Below are 21,138 nucleotides of genomic sequence, written 5' to 3' on the forward strand. Positions count from 1 at the left end.
TGGCAGACCATAGCCCTACTTTTTAGACTTTTGACTACACTTTTGAGACCGCTTTATGTACCCCTACATCCGCTATACTAAGTCTATCGTTGATGCTGTTATCGCTAACAAAAAAGGCCGGTCTCTAAATATTACCCAGACCAGTGAAGTAAGTATTCGCTGTAGCCTAACCGATCTTGATCCTATGTTAGAGATGAATAATGGTCGGGTATTGACCATATACGATATAGGACGCACTGATTATCTCATCCGTACGGGCCTTGGACGTATGTTACTCAAAAAACGTTGGGCAATGGTGGTCGCGGGCAGCACTATCCAGTACCGCAAACGTATTCGCTTTTTAGACAAGATCACGATTAAGACCCATATCGTCGCTATAGATGAGCGGTGGCTATACCTTGAGCATTCTATGTGGGTCAAGGGTAAACCTTGCTCTTCGATATTACTACGGACTGGCTTTACAGAAAAAGGCCGAGTGATTGATACTCAACGCGTACTCAAAGCAATGGGTAAATCAGAGTGGGATATACCACCGACCGGCTATGTAAAAGAATGGATTGCGAGTGATACTCACCGTCCTTGGCCGCCGGTCGGGTAAAGATTTAGATCAATAGGTTATGGTGTAAGTGAAACCCAAAAAATAAACGTCTTTATGATAGTTACCTTGTGACGCCTAACTTAACGACAGTGTCGTAGTCAATAAAACCGGCTCAAACAAAAAAAGAGACATCAGATATCCTAATGTTTCTTTTTCTTATTTGAGAACACAAGTTTAAAGAGCTAATATTTTCGGCTAACAGATATTACTCTGACGGCAACTCAACTGCCTTCAACCCAGCACGGAAGGCTCTATAATCATTCACGGTATCTTTCACTGCTTCTACCATCGGTACATGACCGACGTCATCCATCATAATAACTTGTGCTTGCGGCATCAACTCAGCCATTAATGTGGCAGTCTCAGGCTTTAACACCTTGTCTTCTTTACCCCAAACGATCAGCGTGGGAATATTGTATTTTGCGACAATTTTGGCACGCGCTTCCACGTTATCTTCAAGCACCTGATCGATGATTTTGGCTTGCAAATCACGATTGACTATATTTTCCTGTGCAAAGACCGCCTGTACTGTTTTAGGAATATAAGGCGGCTTGTACATTACCAACTGATACAGTTCAAAATAATCTTCAGTATTGTTAACCAACAGGGGGTTATCATCGGGGTCTAAATCTAGAAACTCTTCTCGCAAGCCTGCTGACCAAAAGCCACCACTGTCCAGTAGCCACAGGCTTTTGACGCTATCAGGATACATTGCTGCGTAGGCGACACTGATACTGCCACCCATAGAGTTACCGCCAACATGAATCGCTGAGGCCACACCCTTGGCTTGCAACAGCTCATGCAAGCGCTGCGCCTGGGCGTCTGCGCGATAGTCTTCCTGTGGCGGTTTACTAGAGTTACCAAAGCCTAATAAGTCTGGGATAATCAGATGATAACCTGCTAACTTATTAGCGATACGCGTAAAGTTATCCTTATTGCCCCCAAAGCCATGGACTAATAGTAAGGGCTCACCCACTAAGTTACCGCCTTCTAGATAAACCATTTTATCACCAGACATCAGGGTAAAATCTTTGGTCTCAAGGTCTGATCTAACCCGTTCAAACTGTACGAGCTTTTGGGTCGTGGCGACTGTGAAAGTGTTGGGTGTCGTACAGCCAACTATAAAAAGAGTCAGCAAGGCTGCCAGACTCGTACGCATTAATTTCATTAAACATCCTTGTTAATACTGAAAAAAAGTTGGCTAATACCATAATCTTAGCACAGACTGATTTGCTACAAAACGCTTGATCATAGCCATACTTTGTACTGGTTAGGCTTCATAATAACCTCCTGACCCAGTGCTCCTACATAAGTCACCATTAAGCATAAACACTACTATAGTGTGCCTTAGTTTATAAGGTTAAGCTGTCTAGCTAAAATATTATTAAGCATGAGTAATAATAGCAATTGCTCTGCCGCCAATGCTCAAATACAGTGACTAACAAGGTGCTTGTATAAAATATCTTAGGTAGAATAAGTCACAGATACACAAATTCAAATAAAAAGGAAATAACACTATGACCCTATCAAGCCAACTTCTAACCAAACTCGGTATGACCTACCCCATCATACAAGCCCCAATGGCCGGCGGTGCGACCACGCCTGAGTTAATCGCTGCTGTTAGTAACTTTGGTGGCCTGGGCTCATTAGGAGGAGGCGCAACCGCACCGCACGCTCTAAACAGCCAAATTAACCGTATCAAAGCACTCACTGATCGACCGTTTATGGTCAATTTAATGGTGCTATCCGAGCACGATGCCAGTACTTTTGACACCTCAATTCCGGATTGGCTGATCCAGTATTATCAAGAACAAAAGATCGCAGCGACGTTGCCTGAACGCCCAGCACATAGCTTCCCTGAGCAGCTGCAAGTGCTTTATGATAATCCAGTCCCCGTTGCTAGTTTTACTTTTGGGATTATTAGCGCCGAGCAAGTTGCGCGCTTGCAACAGTTAGGCACTCGCGTCATTGGCACAGTCAACCATCCGCTAGAAGCGCAACAGTGGGCAGCAGTTGGCGCAGATGCGGTATGTGTACAGGGAATGGAGGCCGGTGGACATCGTGGAGGTTGGTTACCACAGAGTTCAGCAGATCCGCTAGGTCTACTGACTCTGATTAGCCAGACGCGGGCTAGTACGGAGATTCCTCTGATAGCCGCTGGTGGCCTTATGACTGGACAAGATATCAAGGCAGTACAAAGCGCAGGCGCACAATTAGCGCAGCTGGGCACGGCATTTTTAACCACAGATGAATCTGGTATTAGTGCGACTTATAAGCAAGCGCTACTAGATGCCAGTGATGGTACGCGCAGTTCTGAAACCCGCTTAACTCGATTATTCTCAGGCAAGCAGGCTCGTGGCTTGGTTAATAATTATCTGCACGACTTTGCTAATTTTGATAAGGAAGATGAATTACCACCGTACCCACAATTAAACGCCATGACCGCATTTATGCGTGCCAATGCAGGTAAAAATGCTGATCCAGAACATCTGTCATTGTGGGCGGGACAAGGTGTAACGCTAGTAAGACAAGAGCGTGCGGTTGAGTTATTAGAGCGATTGGTAAAGGCGTTATAGCCCTAAACTGAGCTATTTTACTGGCTATTCTATCGGCTGCTATTTTTTGCTGAACCTGGTTAGAATATACATACTGGTATTTGACAGCAGCGGGTTGCGTTGCGTTTACTTCAATCACGCCTTAAAGATATTGTCACAATCAACTAACCTTAAAGCTACTATTTTATAACAATACATTATACCAATACATATATTAAGTGCTAGGATATCCCTCAAGGTATGATTTAATTAAATACAAACCTATAAGGATAACAATATGCTTACCACTACAGATTATGTCAGTACGTTATTTGATAACAGCGAATCAAATTCAAGAAAAATCACCCTAGCCTTTACGATGGCAGGTGTGGCACTTAAAAAAGGGCACTCTGCATCAGTTATATTGATGGTAGATGCGATACATTTGGCGTTGCCAAACGCTTTGGATAACGTCGATGTTGGCGCGCCGTTCGAACCCGCTGGAAGATTGCTAGAAGCCTTTATTGAAAAAGGTGGGCAAGTATTGGTCTGCAAAGCATGCATGGTACATAACGGCGTAGAAGAATCAGCTATCGATAAGCGCTTCACTGTTATCAGTGGCGATGATGTGGTTGAGCTGCTTATGAGTGCCAAAGGCTCGTTGCAGTTGAACTAATAATTAAGTAGACGTAGGTGAGTTATATTTTATCTGCGCTTTAGTCAGGCTTAAAAGACCAACCTACTCTACCCAAATTAACTACAAAACCGTAGTCAACTATTTTAACTACAACTTCAGAGTCAAAGTCTACAAAATAAAAAAGAAACACCAGATATCCTGATGTTTCTTTTTTTGGCATTTAATATTCTAAAAACCCATATTTTGAAAGCTAATATTTTTGGCTAACAGATATTACTCTGCCTTTAGCTCAACTGCCTTTAGCCCTTCACGAAACGCTTTGTAATCATTCGCCGTCTGTTTTACCGCCTCTATCATCGGTACATGACCAATTTCTGGCATCGTAATAATCTGCGATTGTGGGATGATTTCTTTTATCAGCGTAACTGTTTCAGGCTTGATTACCTTATCCTCCTCACCCCAAACCACTAGCGTTGGAATATTATATTCAGCGATAATCTTAGCGCGCTCCTCGACATTATCTTCAATTATTTGCGCTAGTATTTTGGATTCTAGCGCTTTATTAGCGATACGTTCTTGCGCGAATACAGCTTTTACAGATTTAGGGATATAAGGCGGCTTAGACATGACAAAGTCATACATATTGTAAAAGTCTTCCGTCTTATTGATCAATAATGGATTATTCTCAAGGGTTGCATCCTCCAAAGACTTCGGCACGCCCGCTGACCAAAAGCCGGCACTATCTATCAGCCACAGGCTTTTGACCTCTTTAGGATACTTTGCTGCATAAGCCACACTGATAGCGCCGCCCATCGAATTACCACCGACATGAATGTTAGATGCCACACCTTTGGCTTGCATAAGCTCGTGTAAGCGCATTGCTTGCGCGTCTGCGCGATAGTCTGCTGCCATAGGTTTGCTAGACTCACCAAAGCCAAGTAAATCAGGAATGATCAGATTGTAGTTCTCTAATTGCTGAGCAATACGGGTAAAGTTGTCTTTATTACCGCCAAAGCCATGAATCAGTAGTAAAGGCTCGCCCGCTACATTGCCGTTTTCGGCATAGACCATTTTGTCACCAGAGTTCAGCGTCAGCGCTTTTACGGCTAAGTCAGATTTTGAGCGTTCATACTGAATAATCTTTTGGGTGGTATTGACGGCTAAGGTATTGGGCGCGGTGGTACAGCCAACGACTGACAGACTTAGTAGAGTGGCAAGGCTTAGGCGTTTTAATAGCATTGAAATATCCTTGTTAAAATCTGGCAGAGTGAATTAAAAAGCATAATCCTAGCACAGACTCATTTTAAGCTTAAGCCATGACCACCACAATGTGTGCGAATACTGGGAAAAGTGGCGATGTAGAGCATCTGCCACTATGGGTGGGATAAGGCGTTGCATTTGATGTGGTTGAATTACTAACGATTGCGAAGGGTTCGTTACCGCTGATCTGATTACCGTTCTAATAAAGATGGCACAAGCATTCTCATTTATAATAAGTGTCTTTATTTCATCAACTATTTAATTAATCCTAAATTAACTATTTGGCATCTTTCGTAGGACGTTTTTTTACCATCAACCAAAGCCAACCAACTAAAGCCAACCAACTAAAGCCAACTTGGATGATGCAAAAGGAAAGAAATTGAGTAACACAGCTACCTCCACGGGTAAACCGCGTGACCTCACCGAAGGATCAATTGCCAAAACCATGCTCCTGTTTGCATTGCCAACACTTGGATCGTCGGCACTACAGTCATTAAACGGATCGATCAATGCCGTCTGGGTGGGTCGGTCCCTAGGTGAAGAGGCGTTGGCAGCGACGGCGAACGGCAACATCTTGATGTTTATACTGATCTCCTTCGTTTTTGGTTTCGGTATGGCATCTACTATTTTGATTGGTCAGGCAATGGGCCGCCGCGACGACGCCATGGTCAAGAAAACTGTGGGAACGGCGCTGGGTAGCATTATTCCGATAAGTATATTGGTGTCGGCTGTAGGGTGGATATTTGCGCCGACCCTACTTGATCTGCTAGGTACGCCGCCAAGTGCTGCAAGCCTTGCCCTGACCTATCTGCGGATGATTTTTATTGCGATGCCCGTCACTCTAACGTTTACGCTGATAATGATGGCACTACGCGGAACGGGGGATTCTACAACGCCGCTTTGGTTTATACTGATATCAGTCATTATTGACCTGATTTTGACACCGACGCTCATTTTGGGTCTAGGACCCTTTCCCGAATGGGGTATATTTGGCTCGGCCTTCGCAACAGCCGTCGCCAACACGCTAGCGCTTATTGGCATGGTCGTCACCATGTACCTGCGTGGTTCTGTGCTAACACTCAGCATGCCAGAGCTTCGCTTTCTGCGCGCAGATCGAGAAATCCTGAAGTCGATGTTCTCAAAGGGCTTGCCGATGGGCCTGCAGATGATCGTCATCTCTTCGGCGGCATTGACGATGCTGTCGCTGATAAACCGCGAGGGTGTACAGACGACAGCAGCTTACAGCGCGACCCAGCAGCTTTGGACATACGTGCAGATGCCTGCAATGGCACTAAGTGCCGCGGCCAGTGCAATGGTTGCACAGAACATCGGTGCCAATCAATGGCACAGGATTGCAGGGATCACAAGATGGGGACTCACTTTTAACCTGATATTAACAGGTACACTCATTGGGGTGCTGACAATTTTTGATCAAACTATTTTAGGCTTTTTTCTTGGCAGTGACAGCCAAGCGGTGCCGATCGGGCGCCATATTCAGTTAATGGCGACATGGGGCTTTATATTTTTTGGCATAGCACAAGTGCTGTTCGGCACCATGCGTGCGAACGGCTATGTGATTTGGCCACTGGTCGTCATGGCGGTTTCGATGTACCCAGTGCGTCTTGGGTTTGCTTTTGGGCTTTATCCACTACTTGGAGAAGATGCGCTTTGGCTGTCGTTTCCAGCAGGCATGGTGGCAACCGCTGTGATGGGGGCAGGGTTGTATCTGCATGGCGGATGGCGTAAGGGAAAAATCTTGCCCGCGGAGGAAGCTGCGCAAAGAACCGAGGGCTATCGCGCGCATACAGGCACCAGTGCGTCGCTTCGTGATATTATACCAACGACGGTATGGAAGCGACTGCCTTTGCGCCGCATCACAAGATTGCACCGACGACTTCATAAAAGACTACATAGACGTCATATGATAAAAAAGAATAAACGATAATAGCCTCGATAACCTTATTCATAAACATTGTTCATATATACGCGTCTAGTCGGGCAACTTTCGCTTATCAGTTTGGCGAGTAAATGGTTCATAATACTTGCCTACTACCGCACATACTAAACCCAGTTTTAGAGTAAACAAGACTTTGGCGTGTCAAAAAACCGCTATATGCTGCTATATAAAGTCACTTGCTAGGCTGGGAGTATACTCGCAGAACCTTCAAACTTTGTATTACCTAATAAAAACTCCACCGCTGCGGCTGCATGAATCGCGGTGGTATCAAATACCGGAATCGGGCTGTCTGCTTGTAGCGCACCAATCGGCGCAAAATCTACACTATGAATTAGTAAGTCCACTGAATGTAGGCCGCCTAACTGTTGTTTTACGCCTTCGTTAATCAATCAATAATAGCTTTGGGTACTCTCCCAACTCATACCGCCAATGATGCCTAACGCTTTCTACCGATAAACTGACATACTATCTTCTTATTTATTGATTATAATATTACGAGCCTTATAATTAATAATAACCATTTTACCAATCCGTTATCACTCTATATTATGATTGACGATAAGTGTAACCATAATTATGCAGGACTAAGTCAAACCATGGCAGAAACACCTACTCTTAGAATACGTACCCGTAGAAAATACTACCGGCTTATTTTTACTGGTTTAATGGCGATGATGATGTCACTCATTATCTCAACCGCGCTGATATTAGTAAAAATAGGATTTATTGATGGTTTTTTTATGGAACTTTTGCATTCATGGGGCTTGGCATTTGTTTTTGCCTGGCCGAGCGCTTATATCTGTGCCTATATGATACAAGAGCACGTGTTGACTAGAATCGAGTTTTATTAAGACAGATCTTGGTATGAGGAGGTCACACTTACTGATATCTGTGACTGGCCTGTAGTTTAATTATCGACGCTAGATTTAAACCATAAACTTTAGTTATCATCCTCAAATATTCATTCAATATTAGTCAGCGCTGTATACGCTTTAGTGTGCAATCATCTCAAAAAAAACAAGCTAAGCTACATAATCTTTTTATTTAGAGAGCGCTATGAGCCTACCACGACGTACTATCGAAAAATTACTCGATCAAGGTGTTTTGCCCTTAGAGCATGCCAATGCGGCAGCGACTCATCTAGAAGTATGCCCGTCTAAACCTTCATGGCTGGCCTTTTTTGACAAGGCGTCACTCATTATTGGCGTGGTGGCATTGCCTTATCACTGGTTTTTTTCATTGCCTATAATTGGCTCAACATGAGGGAAATGGTTAATGGGCTGTTTGAAATGATCATAGGCAAGAGCAATCAAGATGATGAAACGTCAAATTAGCAGGTCACGACTACACATATTATGTTTATCATTATCAATAGTTAATATTGATAGCCAACAACCTTCCTTAACTAAATTGATATTGCGCTACCGGCGTGCGACTTGTTATTGTTGCTCACAACTTAAAAACAAATAAAGGAATTTCTCATGCGTAGCGCCACTTATGACCATTTTGGCAAACCTACTGAAGTCTTGAGCCTCGGTGACAGCCCTATTCCAAAGCCCAAAGCCAATGAAGTGCGGGTCAAAACCATCTTAGCCTCTATTCATAACCACGATTTATTAACCATTCGCGGCAAATATGGCTTTAAGCCGGAACTGCCCGCTATCGGTGGTAGCGAAGCCGTAGGTATCATCGATGCGGTGGGCGATGAAGTCAAAGACTTAAAGGTCGGTCAACGCGTTGCGGCAGCTAGTGTGCAAGCGACTTGGGCAGAGCTCTTCACTGCCTCAGCTGATATGGTATTTCCCATGCCAGACAGCTTAGACGATGAAATGGCCGCACAATTGATTGCGATGCCGCTAAGTGCTTTAATGCTGCTTGAATTTCTAGAGATGCAAAGTGGCCAATGGGTTATTCATAACGCGGCCAATGGTGCGGTCGGTAAGTCGCTCGCTATGTTAGCGGCTGCGCGTGGCGTGAAAACCATTAATCTAGTACGCAGTAGTGATGCGCTAGACGATTTAGAAACACTGAATATTAAAAATAATATTGATACCTCACAAGACGACTGGAAAGATCAAGTACACCGTATCATTGGCGATGACAAAATCAGTGCTGCCGTTGACTCTGTTGGCGGCGAAGCCAGTGGCGATTTACTATCGCTACTCGGCCATGGCGGCACCTTTGCCGTATTTGGTGCGATGTCAGGCAAGCCAATGATGCTCAATCCTACTGATATGATCTTTAAGCAAGCCGTTCTAAAAGGTTTCTGGGGCAGTAAACTCAGCCAAGAAATGAGTGTCAAAAATAAACAGCGCTTGGTTGAAGAGCTGATTGATAGAGCGGTGAGCGGACAATTAAAACTACCTACAGAAGCGACTTTTGATCTCGCTGATATCGTAGCGGCGGTCTCTGGAAAATTGCAGGGAGAAAAAAATGGTAAGGTGTTGTTGAAGCCTTAAGTTTTTGCAAGCGAATAAAAACGTTCATGGTTTCATGGGCTTTTTTTATTTTGATAACACGAGTAAGCTGTTACTGACCGCAGATAAAAAAACAAACCTAACGAGGAATATAATTATGTCTAACCATACAACTTTTAAGGCACTGGTAGTTGAAGAACATGCTGATGGCACCTTTAGCAACAGTATTCGCGAACGCAGCGTAGACGACCTTCCCCAAAATGAGCTCTTGATTGAGGTTCATTATTCATCGTTGAACTATAAAGACGCGATGTCGGCCACTGGTAATAAGATGATTACTAAGCATTACCCGCACACCCCAGGTATTGATGCCGCCGGCATAGTGATTAGCGATAAGTCAGGTACTTTTACGGCTGGCCAAGAAGTGCTCGTATTCGGCTATGATTTAGGCATGGATACGCCGGGTGGTCTGGGTCAAATGATCTCTATCCCAGCAGATTGGGCATTGGCTTGCCCCACTTCTTTGACCTTAAAAGAAGCAATGACTTACGGCACTGGCGGTTTGACCGCGGCTTTATGTATTCAAAAATTAGAAAAAATGGGCGCAAAACCCGCCGACGGGCCAGTAGCGGTAACAGGGGCAACTGGCGGCGTAGGCAGCATCAGTATCGCAATTTTGAAGCAGTTGGGCTATGAAGTTATTGCCTTCTCAGGTAAACCTGAACAAAGCGAACATCTAAAAACCTTAGGAGCCAGCGAGGTACGTCATCGCGACACTATTAATGAGGTAGGCAAAAGACCTGTTGGCCGCGAATTATGGGCAAATGCTATCGATACTTTGGGCGGTGACTATCTAGCAAACTTACTCAAACAAACCAAGGCTGGCGGTGCAGTATCTGCTTGCGGCCTAGCATCATCAGTTGAATTTGCAATGACTGTGCTGCCTTTTATTACTAGAGGCATCTCTTTATTAGGCATCGATTCAGTATTTATTCCACTTGCTGACAAGCAAGAGATTTGGACACGGGTCGCCACTGATATGAAACTTCCTAATCTTGAGCAGTATTGTGAAGAGATTACCTTAGAACAAACGCCTGACTATTTAGAACGCTTTATTTCCAGTAAAGTTGTGGGTCGTTATGTGGTGAATGTGCGGGGTTAGGTTTTTTTGTTTAGTAGGTAGTTATTTACCTACTTAATCCTTTGTTGGCAATGGCAGCGTTCTTTATACATGGGCGCTGCCATTGCTTTTTTTGTTTTGGGAAGATAGCTACAATTTGCGTTCATTTGCGTTCATTTGCGTTCATTTGCGTTCATTTGCGTTCATTTGCGTTCATTTGCGTTCATTTGCGTTCATTTGCGTTCATTTGCGTTCATTTACGTTCATTTGCGTTCATTTGCGTTCACAAAATAAACGATAGCACGACTCTGTCCACGTTTATCAATAAGTTTTAATTCTATTAATTTTGTCAATCTTTGATAAATCTTTGTCTTACTTTCTTGTAAGTAATCCTGAATTTCTTGACGCGATTTATCACCATTTAGTGTTAGAATTTTAATGATTTTTTCATCATTAGCGTCAATGTACTGTTTAACATCAGCAATAACTGTATCGCTCTCTAATAGGTTATCCGGAGAAGTAAAACCTAATTCAAGCTGTTCAGCTTCACTTAAATTTTTCTTCAAATTATTATTAACCCAGCCCTGCTTCTCATCATCAACCAAAGCGTAGTGTCTATTATATAAAACAACCTTAAATTGATTAGGAGTGACAATGAACCTTGGTTCTTTATCAAAATCCTTGTAGCTCGCTAAAATCCGCCTAATACCTGTTGCAAAATTTTCGATATAGTTAATTTTATCTAGAACATGAACAATATTAGGGTTACGTTGAGCACTTATACCTTCTTTGATATCTGCAATACTTAAGCCATCAGGTAAACCACCTGCAGAGAATATTTCCATTCTATCGTCATAAACTTCAACCTTTATATCGGCTGATAACGAATAATCGCGATGAGCATAAGCATTTATGACTGCTTCTCTAATAGCTTTAGATGGATAGCTCTCATGTTCTATACGCGCAGCCGCACCAGTGAAAGATACTTTCGTATCATTCAACAGAGAAATATACTCAAGTGTCATATCAATTTGTTTAATCAATGACCCATTAAACTTCTTCTTCGCTAAAAAGTCTACTGACATATCTAATCCATCAATGACTGCAATTTTAGTAACCCGAGAGTTTTGTTCACTTAATAGTAATGCGCCATTATTATATTGATTGTCGGTATTTTGAAGTCTTAGTCCTTTAGGATCAAACACTATGTTGCTGTCCAATAACTTATCTTGGAGATAATGGAAGGTTAAGCTTTTCTGAATGCTAGATGGCTCACTTTCGAACTCATTAGCAACTTGGGCTTTTAACATTCGCCTAACCTCATCATCAGTCGCACGTCGCTTACTACTACCATTACGGATGTAAATTCCTCTGCTATTAAAACCCTCACCATCCTTATAATAATAAGGTGGTTTATCACCTTGCTTGATATGAATAGCAAAGTTTTGAGCTGATACTTCAAGGGTCACAAATTTTTGCACTGGTACACTAAAAGCGCTATGAATCCAATCACTAATCCACGACTCCCATTGCTTATACTGATCAACTTTTTCGGGAATAAAAGTACCATCATCGTCAAAACCAAGAAATATCGTCCCATCATTTGTATTAAGGAAAGCAACAATTTCCGCTTTAAAAGGATTACTTTTAATGGGAATATCAGACTTATATTCAACTGCTTGACTTTCCATAGTTGACCTTTTCAATAAGAAAAATGACGGTACAATATTATTAGCCTATCAGCTAGGTAACTTATTCCCACTCAATAGTAGCTGGTGGCTTACTCGATACATCATAAGTCACGCGCGACACCTCGGCAATCTCATTCATAATGCGATTAGACACGGTCTCAATCAAATCATACGGCAGATGCGCAAAGCGCGCAGTCATAAAGTCCACAGTCTCAACGGCACGTAGCGCGCTCTAATAATTCATAGCACTCCACTGTTAACTCACTTTTTCTTCTTTTTCTCGGCACGTTTTTTCTCAATTAAGGCTTGCGCGGTAGCGTTATCCTCCCACCATTCACCCATGTCCTCCCAGTAAAGATAAGCCTGCTCTTTACCACCAATTTCTATACCTTGATTAGAACTATGCAGACCGCGAGGTCTAGTATGACGTTTTTTAAGGATTTCATGAGCGATATTAGGCAAGTTTTTCTGTGCTATATCCCAGGCTTTTTCTGCTTTGTCTAGCTTATCTTGATAGCAATAAGCCAGTACTTTACCAAAAGCAATATTGGCGAGCATATCCTCAGGATAGCTGTCACAGAGTTGAATGATTTTTTGGTATTGCTCGGTCAGCATATATAGCTCTACCAAGCGTTCGCGTATGCCTAGATTGTCGTTAGGACATACTTGCAATAGCTTTTCACCTTCCGTGCATGCCAGCTCAAAATTACCGTTGTCTGCATATACATTGGTTAATTGAAACAAAGCGCGCAAAAAGGCACGGTTTTCCATGATGCCCCAAGGCAGTTTGCTTTGTTGCCAATTGAACTTTTGCGGAAAATATCGTAAATACAGACGCATACATTCGCGGCTACTCAGCAAGGCCAAAAAGCTATCGCCATGCTCCTCGCATAAAAACGCTAAGTTAAAATAAGCATCAGGGTCATCTATATTTTCTAATACCAAAAACTCTGCCACGTCACGAGCGGCTTCATAACCATTTTTCTCCAAAGTCATCCGAATTACTTGAAACGAGGTAGGCGGCTGTTCACCGACCTCTTGCATGATTTCATTTTGAAACTTGGTCATGACCTCATTCATGATGTCATTAATATCACGACCCTTTTTTACCTCTGTCTCAACAAAGGCTTTGACTCTTATATTAAGAGCACTACCAGCACTGTCAGCACCTGACTTATTACTCGCTGATTTTTTGTTAGGAAAATCAATAACCGAATCTTCAAACATCCATTCATCTTGACCGACATGAATTAATTTCATAGCTTATTGCTCCTTGTTTATACCACTCTAAAATATATTGTTCTAACATATATCATTTTGAAACTAAGTATTAAGTAAGGTTTTACTCCCACTCAATAGTAGCTGGTGGCTTACTCGACACGTCATAAGTCACCCGTGACACCTCGGCAATCTCATTCATAATGCGATTCGATACCGTCTCAATCAAATCATACGGCAGATGAGCAAAGCGTGCAGTCATAAAGTCCACAGTCTCAACGGCACGTAGCGCAATCACCCACGCATAGCGGCGACCATCACCAACCACGCCGACAGATTTAATCGGTTGGAATACCGCAAACGCTTGCGCAGTCTTCTCATACCAGCCTGATTTTTCTAACTCTTCCATAAATATCGCATCAGCGGCACGTAAGATATCAGCAAATTCTTTGTTGACTTCGCCTAAGATACGCACACCTAGACCGGGTCCTGGGAACGGATGACGATTGATCATCTTCGCCGGTAAACCAAGGGTAAGACCGAGTTTACGGACTTCATCTTTAAACAAATCACGTAATGGCTCAACCAACTCAAAGGCCAAATCATCCGGCAAACCACCCACATTATGATGGCTCTTAATGACGTGCGCTTTACCTTGATGCGACTTAGCTGATTCAATCACGTCGGGATAAATCGTCCCTTGCGCTAAGAATTCAACGACTTTACCATCGCCTTGCTCGCTGACTTGACGAGCACTTTCAGCGAAGACATCAATAAAGGTCTTACCGATGATTTTACGCTTGGCTTCAGGGTCAGACTCGCCAGCCAAGGCGGTTAAGAACAACTCTTCTGCATCAACACGAATGACTTTAACGCCCATATTCTCCGCGAATATCTGCATGACTTGATCGCCTTCGTGCAGACGCAGCAGGCCAGTATCGACAAACACACAAGTCAGCTGATCGCCGATGGCTTTATGCAATAATGCCGCCACGACTGAACTGTCTACACCGCCTGACAAACCTAGCAGTACTTGCTTGTCACCGATTTGCTTCTGTAATTGTTCAATACGCATATCAATAATATTGTCGGACGTCCAGCTACCAGCGCAGCCAGCAATATCATGGACGAAACGACCCAGTAACGCCTGACCTTGCTCGGTATGAGTCACTTCAGGGTGGAACTGTAGACCATAATAATGGCGCGACTCATCGGCCATAATCGCAACTGGACAACTTGGGGTACTGGCGACGATATCGAAGCCTTGTGGCAAATCAATGACTTTATCGCCATGACTCATCCAAACATTCAGCTTACCAGCGGCGTCTTCAATGCCGTCTAACAGCTCAGATTTGCTATCAATATTAATAATCGATGCGCCAAACTCATGGATGTCACTGGCGTGAACTTTGCCACCGAAGCGCTCTGCCATCGCTTGCATACCGTAGCAAATACCTAATACTGGTACGCCTAAGTCAAATACGGCATCATTAATGCGCGGGCTGTTCTCAGCATGTACGCTCTCAGGGCCACCCGATAGGATGATGCCTTTTGCGCCAAAATCAATGATGCGCTGGGTGTCGATATCGTAGGGAAACATCTCGCAAAATACACCAGAATCACGTACACGGCGGGCGATAAGTTGGCTGTACTGCGAGCCAAAATCAAGAATTAAGATGCGGTCTTCTTTGATAGTAGGGGTGGCAGCATTGGGCGTAGTGGCGGTTGTCATGAATAGGTGTCCATCAATAGATAAAATTGGTGAGCTATTTTAACAAGTTTAAGCGGGATAATGGCGGTTAGAATGTCGATTATTTAGGACTATTTTTATTTTATCTTACTAATGTCTAGTCTATATAAAATAGTGGCTTATATTGTGATATGCTAAAAAATCAATATTATATTTTAGAACTGCCTGTTTTTATAGTTAGGCCTGTATCTTTTTCATAGCAATTCACACCTATAAAGGGTTAAAAGCACTCATTAGAAGCGCTAGTATTAAAATATTAATATTAGACTATCAAAGCCTGTTTAGAACTAGAGCTGCACTATATTAGTATAATTGGTCTAATTTAAAAACGATGCCGTGTTGTTGGCATGAATTTTTTACAGCCTCTGTCATGCGTGCGAATAGTAAGCAAAATTTATATCAGTAGCACCTTGATATAGACAACTTTCTCTTATGTAGAACTGACTATATGGCTCTAATAGAGACTATTTACGAATTGCATTCACCATCCAGCTGTCAGCAGGTTTGCCAGCAAGAAAATTATCCCCTACATTGTTCAAATCCCAATTATAATGAATAACTATGGTAAATAGTTATAATGAATCAATAGGTTATAGCCCCTATGAGCAACATTAAATCTCTTATTCGTAAAACCACCAAGCCTGCTTCTACTGCAGTGACATCGACTACTAAAAATACTGACCATACCAGGTTAGATACCGCCTCAAAAAGTAATATGCCCGTCAATTCACCCATCAATACACCCATAGAGCAGATCCGCTGGAATGGCTGGGGCAATGTGAATATCAATAAAAAAGTATCGTCACACGGTGCGAAATTAATTAAATCACACATCGGCAAAACCAAAAAACTATCGTCGGTTAGCCTACAAGAAGTACTCAAGAAAGTACCAAAATCACGCTTGCCTGCTGCCATCATTAACCTCGACATGGTTTCTATCGATAATGAAGACAGACTCAGGCATGCCCGTGGACAAAGCTTTCCTGATTGGATAGCCATGCACGGCGGCGACTTTGAGGTATTCCCTGATGGGGTAGCGATGCCGCAAAGCACCAGCGATGTCGAGATATTGCTACAATTGGCGCGCGAACATGACCTTATCGTTATCCCTTATGGTGGCGGCACGTCAGTGGTCGGGCACATCAACCCACCAAAGGACGTGCGTCCTGTATTGACCGTGGCAATGAGTAAGATGGATCAGCTCATCGACTTGGATACTGAAAGCCAAATTGCCACCTTTGGCGCAGGCTCGCAGGGACCAACCGTTGAGGCGCAACTGGGCGAGCACGGCTACCGGCTAGGGCATTATCCGCAGTCTTGGGAGCTATCGACACTTGGCGGCTGGATTGCTGCCCGCTCTAGTGGTCAGCAATCATTAGGCTATGGACGTATCGAGCAAATGTTTGCTGGTGGGACCTTAGTAACGCCGCAAGGGGTGCTCAATATCGCTGATATTCCAGCGTCATCAGCAGGCCCTGATCTGCGTGAAATGATGATGGGCACTGAAGGTCGCGCTGGTATTTTTACTGAAGTCAAAATTCGCGTTCAGCCTCAGCCTGAAGAAGAGCTATTCAAAGTTGTATTTTTGCCTAACTGGGAAGCGGGTAAGGCTGTGTTAAGACAAGCGGTACAAAAGAACATCCGCCTCTCTATGCTACGTTTAAGTAATGCGGTCGAGACCAATGCTCATCTGCATTTGGGCACCAGTCCCAGTCAGTTTTTGGCCATTAGTACTTATCTGAAAGCGCGTGGACTAGACTCGCAAAAAGTCATGCTTACTTATGGCGTAACAGGCGATAAAGCGCAGAATAAACTGGCACTCAATCAGTTCAAACAGCTATTAAAACAATATGGTGGCGTGAGTGGCAAGTTAACAGATCTGATGGGCAAAATATGGGCGCATGGACGTTTTAAATTCCCTTATCTACGCGGTACCTTGTGGGAAAAAGGCATCATGGTCGATACCTTTGAGACCGCGACCAACTGGAATAATATTGACGAGCAAATGCAGCAAATGCAAGAAGCGGTGCAAACCTCTCTGTCAGATGAAGGCGAAGAGGTGATGGCATTCACGCATATTTCGCATGTCTATAAACAAGGTGCTAGTCTTTATACCACCTACTTTTTTAGAGCCGGTAAAGACCACACCAGTACGCTCGCCCGCTGGCAAAAAATCAAACATGCCGCCAGTTTAAGTTTGGCCAATGGCACCGCCACGATATCGCATCAACATGGCGTTGGCCGTGATCATGCCCCTTACCTTGCTGCTGAAAAGGGCGAGCTGGGTATCCAGGTGACTAAAGATATGCTCAAAAGCTTAGATCCCGAAAAGCGTATGAATCCGGGCGCGTTGCTCGAAGACTAGCACGGCTATTTGGTTAAAGCTGCTCTGCTAAATTGGCTGGGTTGACAAAATTGACCAAGCTAATCCAAGTTAAGCTAAGCCAAAGCTATATCACCCTTTGATTGTTAGCGTACTACCATTTGATCGTTAGCGCATTACCATTAGGTGTCTTAAGATGAGTCATTTATGAACCAAACCAAACAATACCAACAGCGGCAGCAGGCACTGGCTCCCCTATCACGCTCTGAACCGTGGGATATGTTAATCATCGGTGGTGGTATTACTGGCGCTGGAATTGCTCGAGAAGCGGTACGCCGAGGCTTAGCCGTTTTATTAATTGAGCAAAAAGACTTTGCTTGGGGCACCTCTAGCCGCTCTAGCAAGATGGTACATGGCGGGCTACGCTACATTGCCTCAGGTGATTTCAAGACTACCTTGCTCAGCGTACGTGAGCGTGAACGAATGCTCAACGAGGCCGGTGGCTTGGTCAACGAGATGCACTACGTTATGCCACATTATAAAGGCAAGTTTCCACCACCGTGGATATTCAATAGCCTACTTAGGATATACGATAAGCTGGCTGGCCAGCGCTATTTTAAGTATTTTAAAAAAGACGCTTTTTCAAGTTTTGATCCTGGTATCAAGCAAGATAACTTTTTGGGTGCCAGTCAGTTTAGTGACGCGGTAACCGATGATTCGCGCCTAGTAATGCGCGTACTAGAAGAAGCTATCCATGAAGGCGCTTGCGCTATTAACTACCTTAAAGCGGAATCGCTAATTACGGATGATCAAGGCTTGGTGGTGGGCGCTAACCTAGCAGACACCTCTTCTCAAAATAACAGTCATACTTACGAAGTCCATGCCAAAGTGGTGGTCAGCGCTACTGGCGCTTGGGCAGACAATCTACGGATGCAAGCCACCAACCAGACTGAGCAAACATTTCATAAGCAAATTCGTCCCTCTCGGGGCAGTCATTTGGTGGTCAGTCAAGAGCGCCTTCCTATCAAGCAAGCCTATACATTATTGCACCCTGTCGATAAAAGGGCATTTTTTGTCTTTCCATGGGAGACCCGATCGGTCATTGGTACTACTGACTTGGACCATCCAGCATTAGGGGACGAAGAGGTCGGTATCACTAGCGCAGAGCTAGATTATTTATTGACTGGGGCAAACGACCTTTTTGATAGTGCCCACCTGACTAAAGAGGATGTGATCAGCACTTGGGCAGGGGTACGTCCACTTATTTCAGAAGGCGGCGATGACAAGCGAGTCAGCCCCAGTAAAGAAAAGCGCGACCATAGCGTGTGGCTAGATAATAACTTAGTAACCGTGAGTGGCGGCAAGCTCACGACCTTTCGCCTTATTGCACTTGATGTGTTGAAGGTTTGCCAAAAAGTTATAGCTCTTGATCAAGCTGCTGTTGAAGATGGCAAAGTTAATAATGACAAAGTTAATAATGACAAAGTTGTTAACGACAAAGTCTTTAGCAAGCAAGCCCCGACCAGTGCCAAGTTTGCGACGTTGCCCCAATCGCTGCAAGAGCGCTTGCCAGGGTTTTATGGTCGACAGCTCGACACCTTACTTGAGCTGGCGCATGAAGATGATTTAGCTTATGTTACCGACAGCAATACTATTTGGGCAGAAATCCGCTTTGCCGCCCGTCATGAGCAGGTCATTCATTTAGATGATTTATTACTGCGGCGCACTCGCTTAGGTCTTATCTTAACCAATGGGGCGATGATTCCGTCAGTTAGTGACAGATTTAAGCAAATATGTCAGCAGGAGCTGGGCTGGGATGAGCAAAAGTGGCAGCAAGAAGTTCTGCGCTACAAAGACATATGGCAGCGCTACTATCATCTGCCTGCGGCCTAGCACTTTTTTATATGATATTAATAGACAAGTGCTACTGGTATAAGTGTTCCGCAGCCTCTGTCTGCGTAGGCACAGCAAGCAAGGAACACTTATACCAGTAGCACGCTATAATCATAGTATTTTTAGTGAGCTATATATCTATTTCCACATAGTAAAGGACTACTATGACCAATAACCTTGATGCCCCTATTTATTTTTTAGCCATCGACAATGGTACTCAAAGCGTTAGAGCGCTTATTTTTGACCAATTTGGCACAGAGATTGCCAAAGCCCGCGTCCCTATTGAGCCCTATTTTTCAACTCAAGCCAGCTTTGCTGAGCAGCATGCCGACTATTATTGGCAAAAGTTAAGCGAGGCCTGCCAGCAGTTGTGGCAAACCTGCGACATTACCCCAGCGCAAATTGTAGGGGTCAGTCTCGCGACCCAGCGCTACACTATGATATGTCTGGATAAGGATAAACAGCCACTACGCCCAGCCATTGTTTGGATGGATTTTCGCCAAGGTGAGCCCAATGATTTAGGCTTTCTCAGCCCGCTTACTAAATTGATCGGCATGGGCGAACTGGTAGAAGAAGCCCAACAAAAAGCGCGCTGCAACTGGCTTGCCCATCATGAGCCAGAGATTTGGGCAAAAACAGCACATTATGTTAATTTGTCAGCATACCTGACCTATCAGCTCACCGGTCAATTGGCCGACTCCAGCGGTCATGCCCTAGGCTATCTGCCTTATGACTACAAGGCGCAAGCCTGGTTTAAGCCTAGCAATCTCAAATGGCGATTGTTCAGTTGCCGACTAGAACAGATGCCCACGCTCATTTCACCGGGGCAGCAGCTCGGGTACATTACCGCTAAGGCCGCAGCAGCTACTGGTATTCTGGAAGGCACACCAATGATAGCGGCCGCCAGCGATAAGGCTTGTGAAGCCTTGGGATCAGCCGGTCTCGCGGCCGACACCGCTTGTTTAAGCTTTGGTACCACTGCCACCATCAACACGACCTCAACGGGTTACGTCGAGATACTCAAGCACATGCCCTCATATACGGCAGCCGCGCCGAATTACTACAATCATGAGTATATGATATATCGTGGATTTTGGATGGTCAGTTGGTTCAAAGAACAGTTTGCTCAATTTGAGCAGCAGTTGGCTAAAACTCAGGGTATCGATACTGAAAAGCTACTGGATCAAGCGATCAAAGACATTCCAGCAGGATGCATGGGTCTAATGATGCAGCCGTATTGGTCGCCAGGCGTACGTCATCCTGGTATTGAGGGCAAAGGCGCATTCATTGGCTTTGGCGATGTGCACACTCGGGCACACGTCTACCGCGCTATCTTAGAGGGGCTCGCCTACGAGCTAAAGCTTGGCTTTGATACCATTGAGAAGCGCACTCGCAAACCCATTAAACACTTGCGCGTCTCTGGTGGCGGCTCACAAAGTGACTCGGCCATGCAGCTCACGGCAGATATCTTTGGCATGCCCGCTTACCGCCCACACACCTTTGAGGCCACTGGGCTAGGCGCCGCCATTAACTGCGCGGTTGGTCTTGGCATCTATCCTGACCACTTAACAGCTACTGAAGCGATGACTTGTTTGGGTGATGAGTTTTTGCCCATTGACGCCAATGTTCAGCTGTACAAGCGCTTGTATAATGAAGTCTATCTCAAAATGTATGACCGCTTGCAACCCTTGTATCACAGCATTCAAGACATTACGGGTTACCCTGAGCTATAAATAAACA

17 protein-coding genes and 1 pseudogene are annotated in these 21,138 nt (G+C 44.3%); 11 read left to right on the forward strand and 7 right to left on the reverse strand.

Translation table 11 applies throughout. The features are described 5' to 3' along the window. The first annotated feature begins 55 nt into the window (after window positions 1-55). On the forward strand, window positions 56-598 hold the full coding sequence (locus tag RCH20_RS04045) for an acyl-CoA thioesterase (protein ID WP_327192679.1): 543 nt from the start codon (window positions 56-58) through the stop codon (window positions 596-598). 205 nt (window positions 599-803) lie between these two features. Here the strand turns inward: RCH20_RS04045 and RCH20_RS04050 are convergent, their stop codons facing one another. Further along, complete coding sequence (locus tag RCH20_RS04050) at window positions 804-1,766, reverse strand: alpha/beta fold hydrolase (protein WP_327192680.1); 963 nt, start codon at window positions 1,764-1,766, stop codon at window positions 804-806. 349 nt (window positions 1,767-2,115) lie between these two features. Between RCH20_RS04050 and RCH20_RS04055 the strand changes: the two genes are divergently transcribed. Further along, window positions 2,116-3,174 carry an NAD(P)H-dependent flavin oxidoreductase gene (locus RCH20_RS04055; RefSeq protein WP_327192681.1) on the forward strand — a complete coding sequence of 353 codons (1,059 nt, stop codon included), beginning with the start codon at window positions 2,116-2,118 and terminating at the stop codon, window positions 3,172-3,174. Between the two features lie 256 nt (window positions 3,175-3,430). Then, window positions 3,431-3,808, forward strand: coding sequence for a DsrE family protein (locus tag RCH20_RS04060; protein WP_327192682.1), 378 nt, complete (start codon window positions 3,431-3,433; stop codon window positions 3,806-3,808). Window positions 3,809-4,042: 234 nt separating this feature from the next. Here the strand turns inward: RCH20_RS04060 and RCH20_RS04065 are convergent, their stop codons facing one another. After that, window positions 4,043-5,008 (reverse strand): alpha/beta fold hydrolase, encoded by a 966-nt coding sequence (locus RCH20_RS04065; RefSeq protein WP_327192683.1) that lies wholly within the window; start codon window positions 5,006-5,008, stop codon window positions 4,043-4,045. A 400-nt stretch (window positions 5,009-5,408) separates the two neighbouring features. Between RCH20_RS04065 and RCH20_RS04070 the strand changes: the two genes are divergently transcribed. After that, the gene (locus RCH20_RS04070) at window positions 5,409-6,974 is read left to right on the forward strand and encodes an MATE family efflux transporter (protein WP_327192684.1); all 1,566 of its coding nucleotides are present in this window, start codon (window positions 5,409-5,411) and stop codon (window positions 6,972-6,974) included. A 191-nt stretch (window positions 6,975-7,165) separates the two neighbouring features. Here the strand turns inward: RCH20_RS04070 and RCH20_RS04075 are convergent, their stop codons facing one another. Continuing rightward, window positions 7,166-7,375, reverse strand: coding sequence for a hypothetical protein (locus RCH20_RS04075; protein WP_327192685.1), 210 nt, complete (start codon window positions 7,373-7,375; stop codon window positions 7,166-7,168). Window positions 7,376-7,582: 207 nt separating this feature from the next. Here RCH20_RS04075 and RCH20_RS04080 point away from each other — a divergent pair, with 207 nt between their 5' ends. The 4 genes from RCH20_RS04080 (at window position 7,583) to RCH20_RS04095 (ending at window position 10,565) form a co-directional block, all read left to right on the forward strand. Next, window positions 7,583-7,837, forward strand: a complete 255-nt coding sequence (locus RCH20_RS04080; protein WP_209956036.1) for a DUF2798 domain-containing protein — start codon at window positions 7,583-7,585, stop codon at window positions 7,835-7,837. A 205-nt stretch (window positions 7,838-8,042) separates the two neighbouring features. After that, window positions 8,043-8,249, forward strand: a complete 207-nt coding sequence (locus RCH20_RS04085; protein WP_209956038.1) for a hypothetical protein — start codon at window positions 8,043-8,045, stop codon at window positions 8,247-8,249. Window positions 8,250-8,467: 218 nt separating this feature from the next. Beyond that, window positions 8,468-9,445 (forward strand): zinc-binding dehydrogenase, encoded by a 978-nt coding sequence (locus tag RCH20_RS04090; protein ID WP_327192686.1) that lies wholly within the window; start codon window positions 8,468-8,470, stop codon window positions 9,443-9,445. A gap of 115 nt (window positions 9,446-9,560) precedes the next feature. Further along, the gene (locus RCH20_RS04095) at window positions 9,561-10,565 is read left to right on the forward strand and encodes an oxidoreductase (protein ID WP_327192687.1); all 1,005 of its coding nucleotides are present in this window, start codon (window positions 9,561-9,563) and stop codon (window positions 10,563-10,565) included. Between the two features lie 221 nt (window positions 10,566-10,786). Here RCH20_RS04095 and RCH20_RS04100 read toward each other — a convergent pair whose 3' ends face one another. The 4 genes and pseudogenes from RCH20_RS04100 to guaA all read right to left on the reverse strand — a co-directional run bounded on the left by RCH20_RS04100 (window position 10,787) and on the right by guaA (window position 15,164). Continuing rightward, complete coding sequence (locus tag RCH20_RS04100) at window positions 10,787-12,214, reverse strand: ATP-binding protein (protein ID WP_327192688.1); 1,428 nt, start codon at window positions 12,212-12,214, stop codon at window positions 10,787-10,789. A 61-nt stretch (window positions 12,215-12,275) separates the two neighbouring features. Then, window positions 12,276-12,443 (reverse strand): annotated as a pseudogene (locus RCH20_RS04105) (GMP synthase (glutamine-hydrolyzing)); the annotation flags it as partial. 32 nt (window positions 12,444-12,475) lie between these two features. Next, window positions 12,476-13,474 carry a tetratricopeptide repeat protein gene (locus RCH20_RS04110; RefSeq protein WP_327192689.1) on the reverse strand — a complete coding sequence of 333 codons (999 nt, stop codon included), beginning with the start codon at window positions 13,472-13,474 and terminating at the stop codon, window positions 12,476-12,478. 82 nt (window positions 13,475-13,556) lie between these two features. Further along, window positions 13,557-15,164: a glutamine-hydrolyzing GMP synthase gene (gene guaA, locus RCH20_RS04115; protein ID WP_327192690.1), complete on the reverse strand. Its 1,608-nt coding sequence runs from the start codon at window positions 15,162-15,164 to the stop codon at window positions 13,557-13,559. A 619-nt stretch (window positions 15,165-15,783) separates the two neighbouring features. Between guaA and RCH20_RS04120 the strand changes: the two genes are divergently transcribed. The 3 genes from RCH20_RS04120 to RCH20_RS04130 all read left to right on the forward strand — a co-directional run bounded on the left by RCH20_RS04120 (window position 15,784) and on the right by RCH20_RS04130 (window position 21,131). Further along, window positions 15,784-17,547, forward strand: a complete 1,764-nt coding sequence (locus RCH20_RS04120; protein ID WP_327192691.1) for an FAD-binding oxidoreductase — start codon at window positions 15,784-15,786, stop codon at window positions 17,545-17,547. 165 nt (window positions 17,548-17,712) lie between these two features. After that, window positions 17,713-19,398, forward strand: a complete 1,686-nt coding sequence (locus RCH20_RS04125; RefSeq protein WP_327192692.1) for a glycerol-3-phosphate dehydrogenase/oxidase — start codon at window positions 17,713-17,715, stop codon at window positions 19,396-19,398. A 164-nt stretch (window positions 19,399-19,562) separates the two neighbouring features. Then, window positions 19,563-21,131, forward strand: coding sequence for an FGGY-family carbohydrate kinase (locus tag RCH20_RS04130; RefSeq protein WP_327192693.1), 1,569 nt, complete (start codon window positions 19,563-19,565; stop codon window positions 21,129-21,131). Window positions 21,132-21,138 lie beyond the last annotated feature (7 nt).

It is taken from the genome of Psychrobacter sp. PL15 (assembly GCF_035984995.1).
In the GTDB taxonomy this organism is placed as follows: Bacteria; Pseudomonadota; Gammaproteobacteria; order Pseudomonadales; family Moraxellaceae; genus Psychrobacter.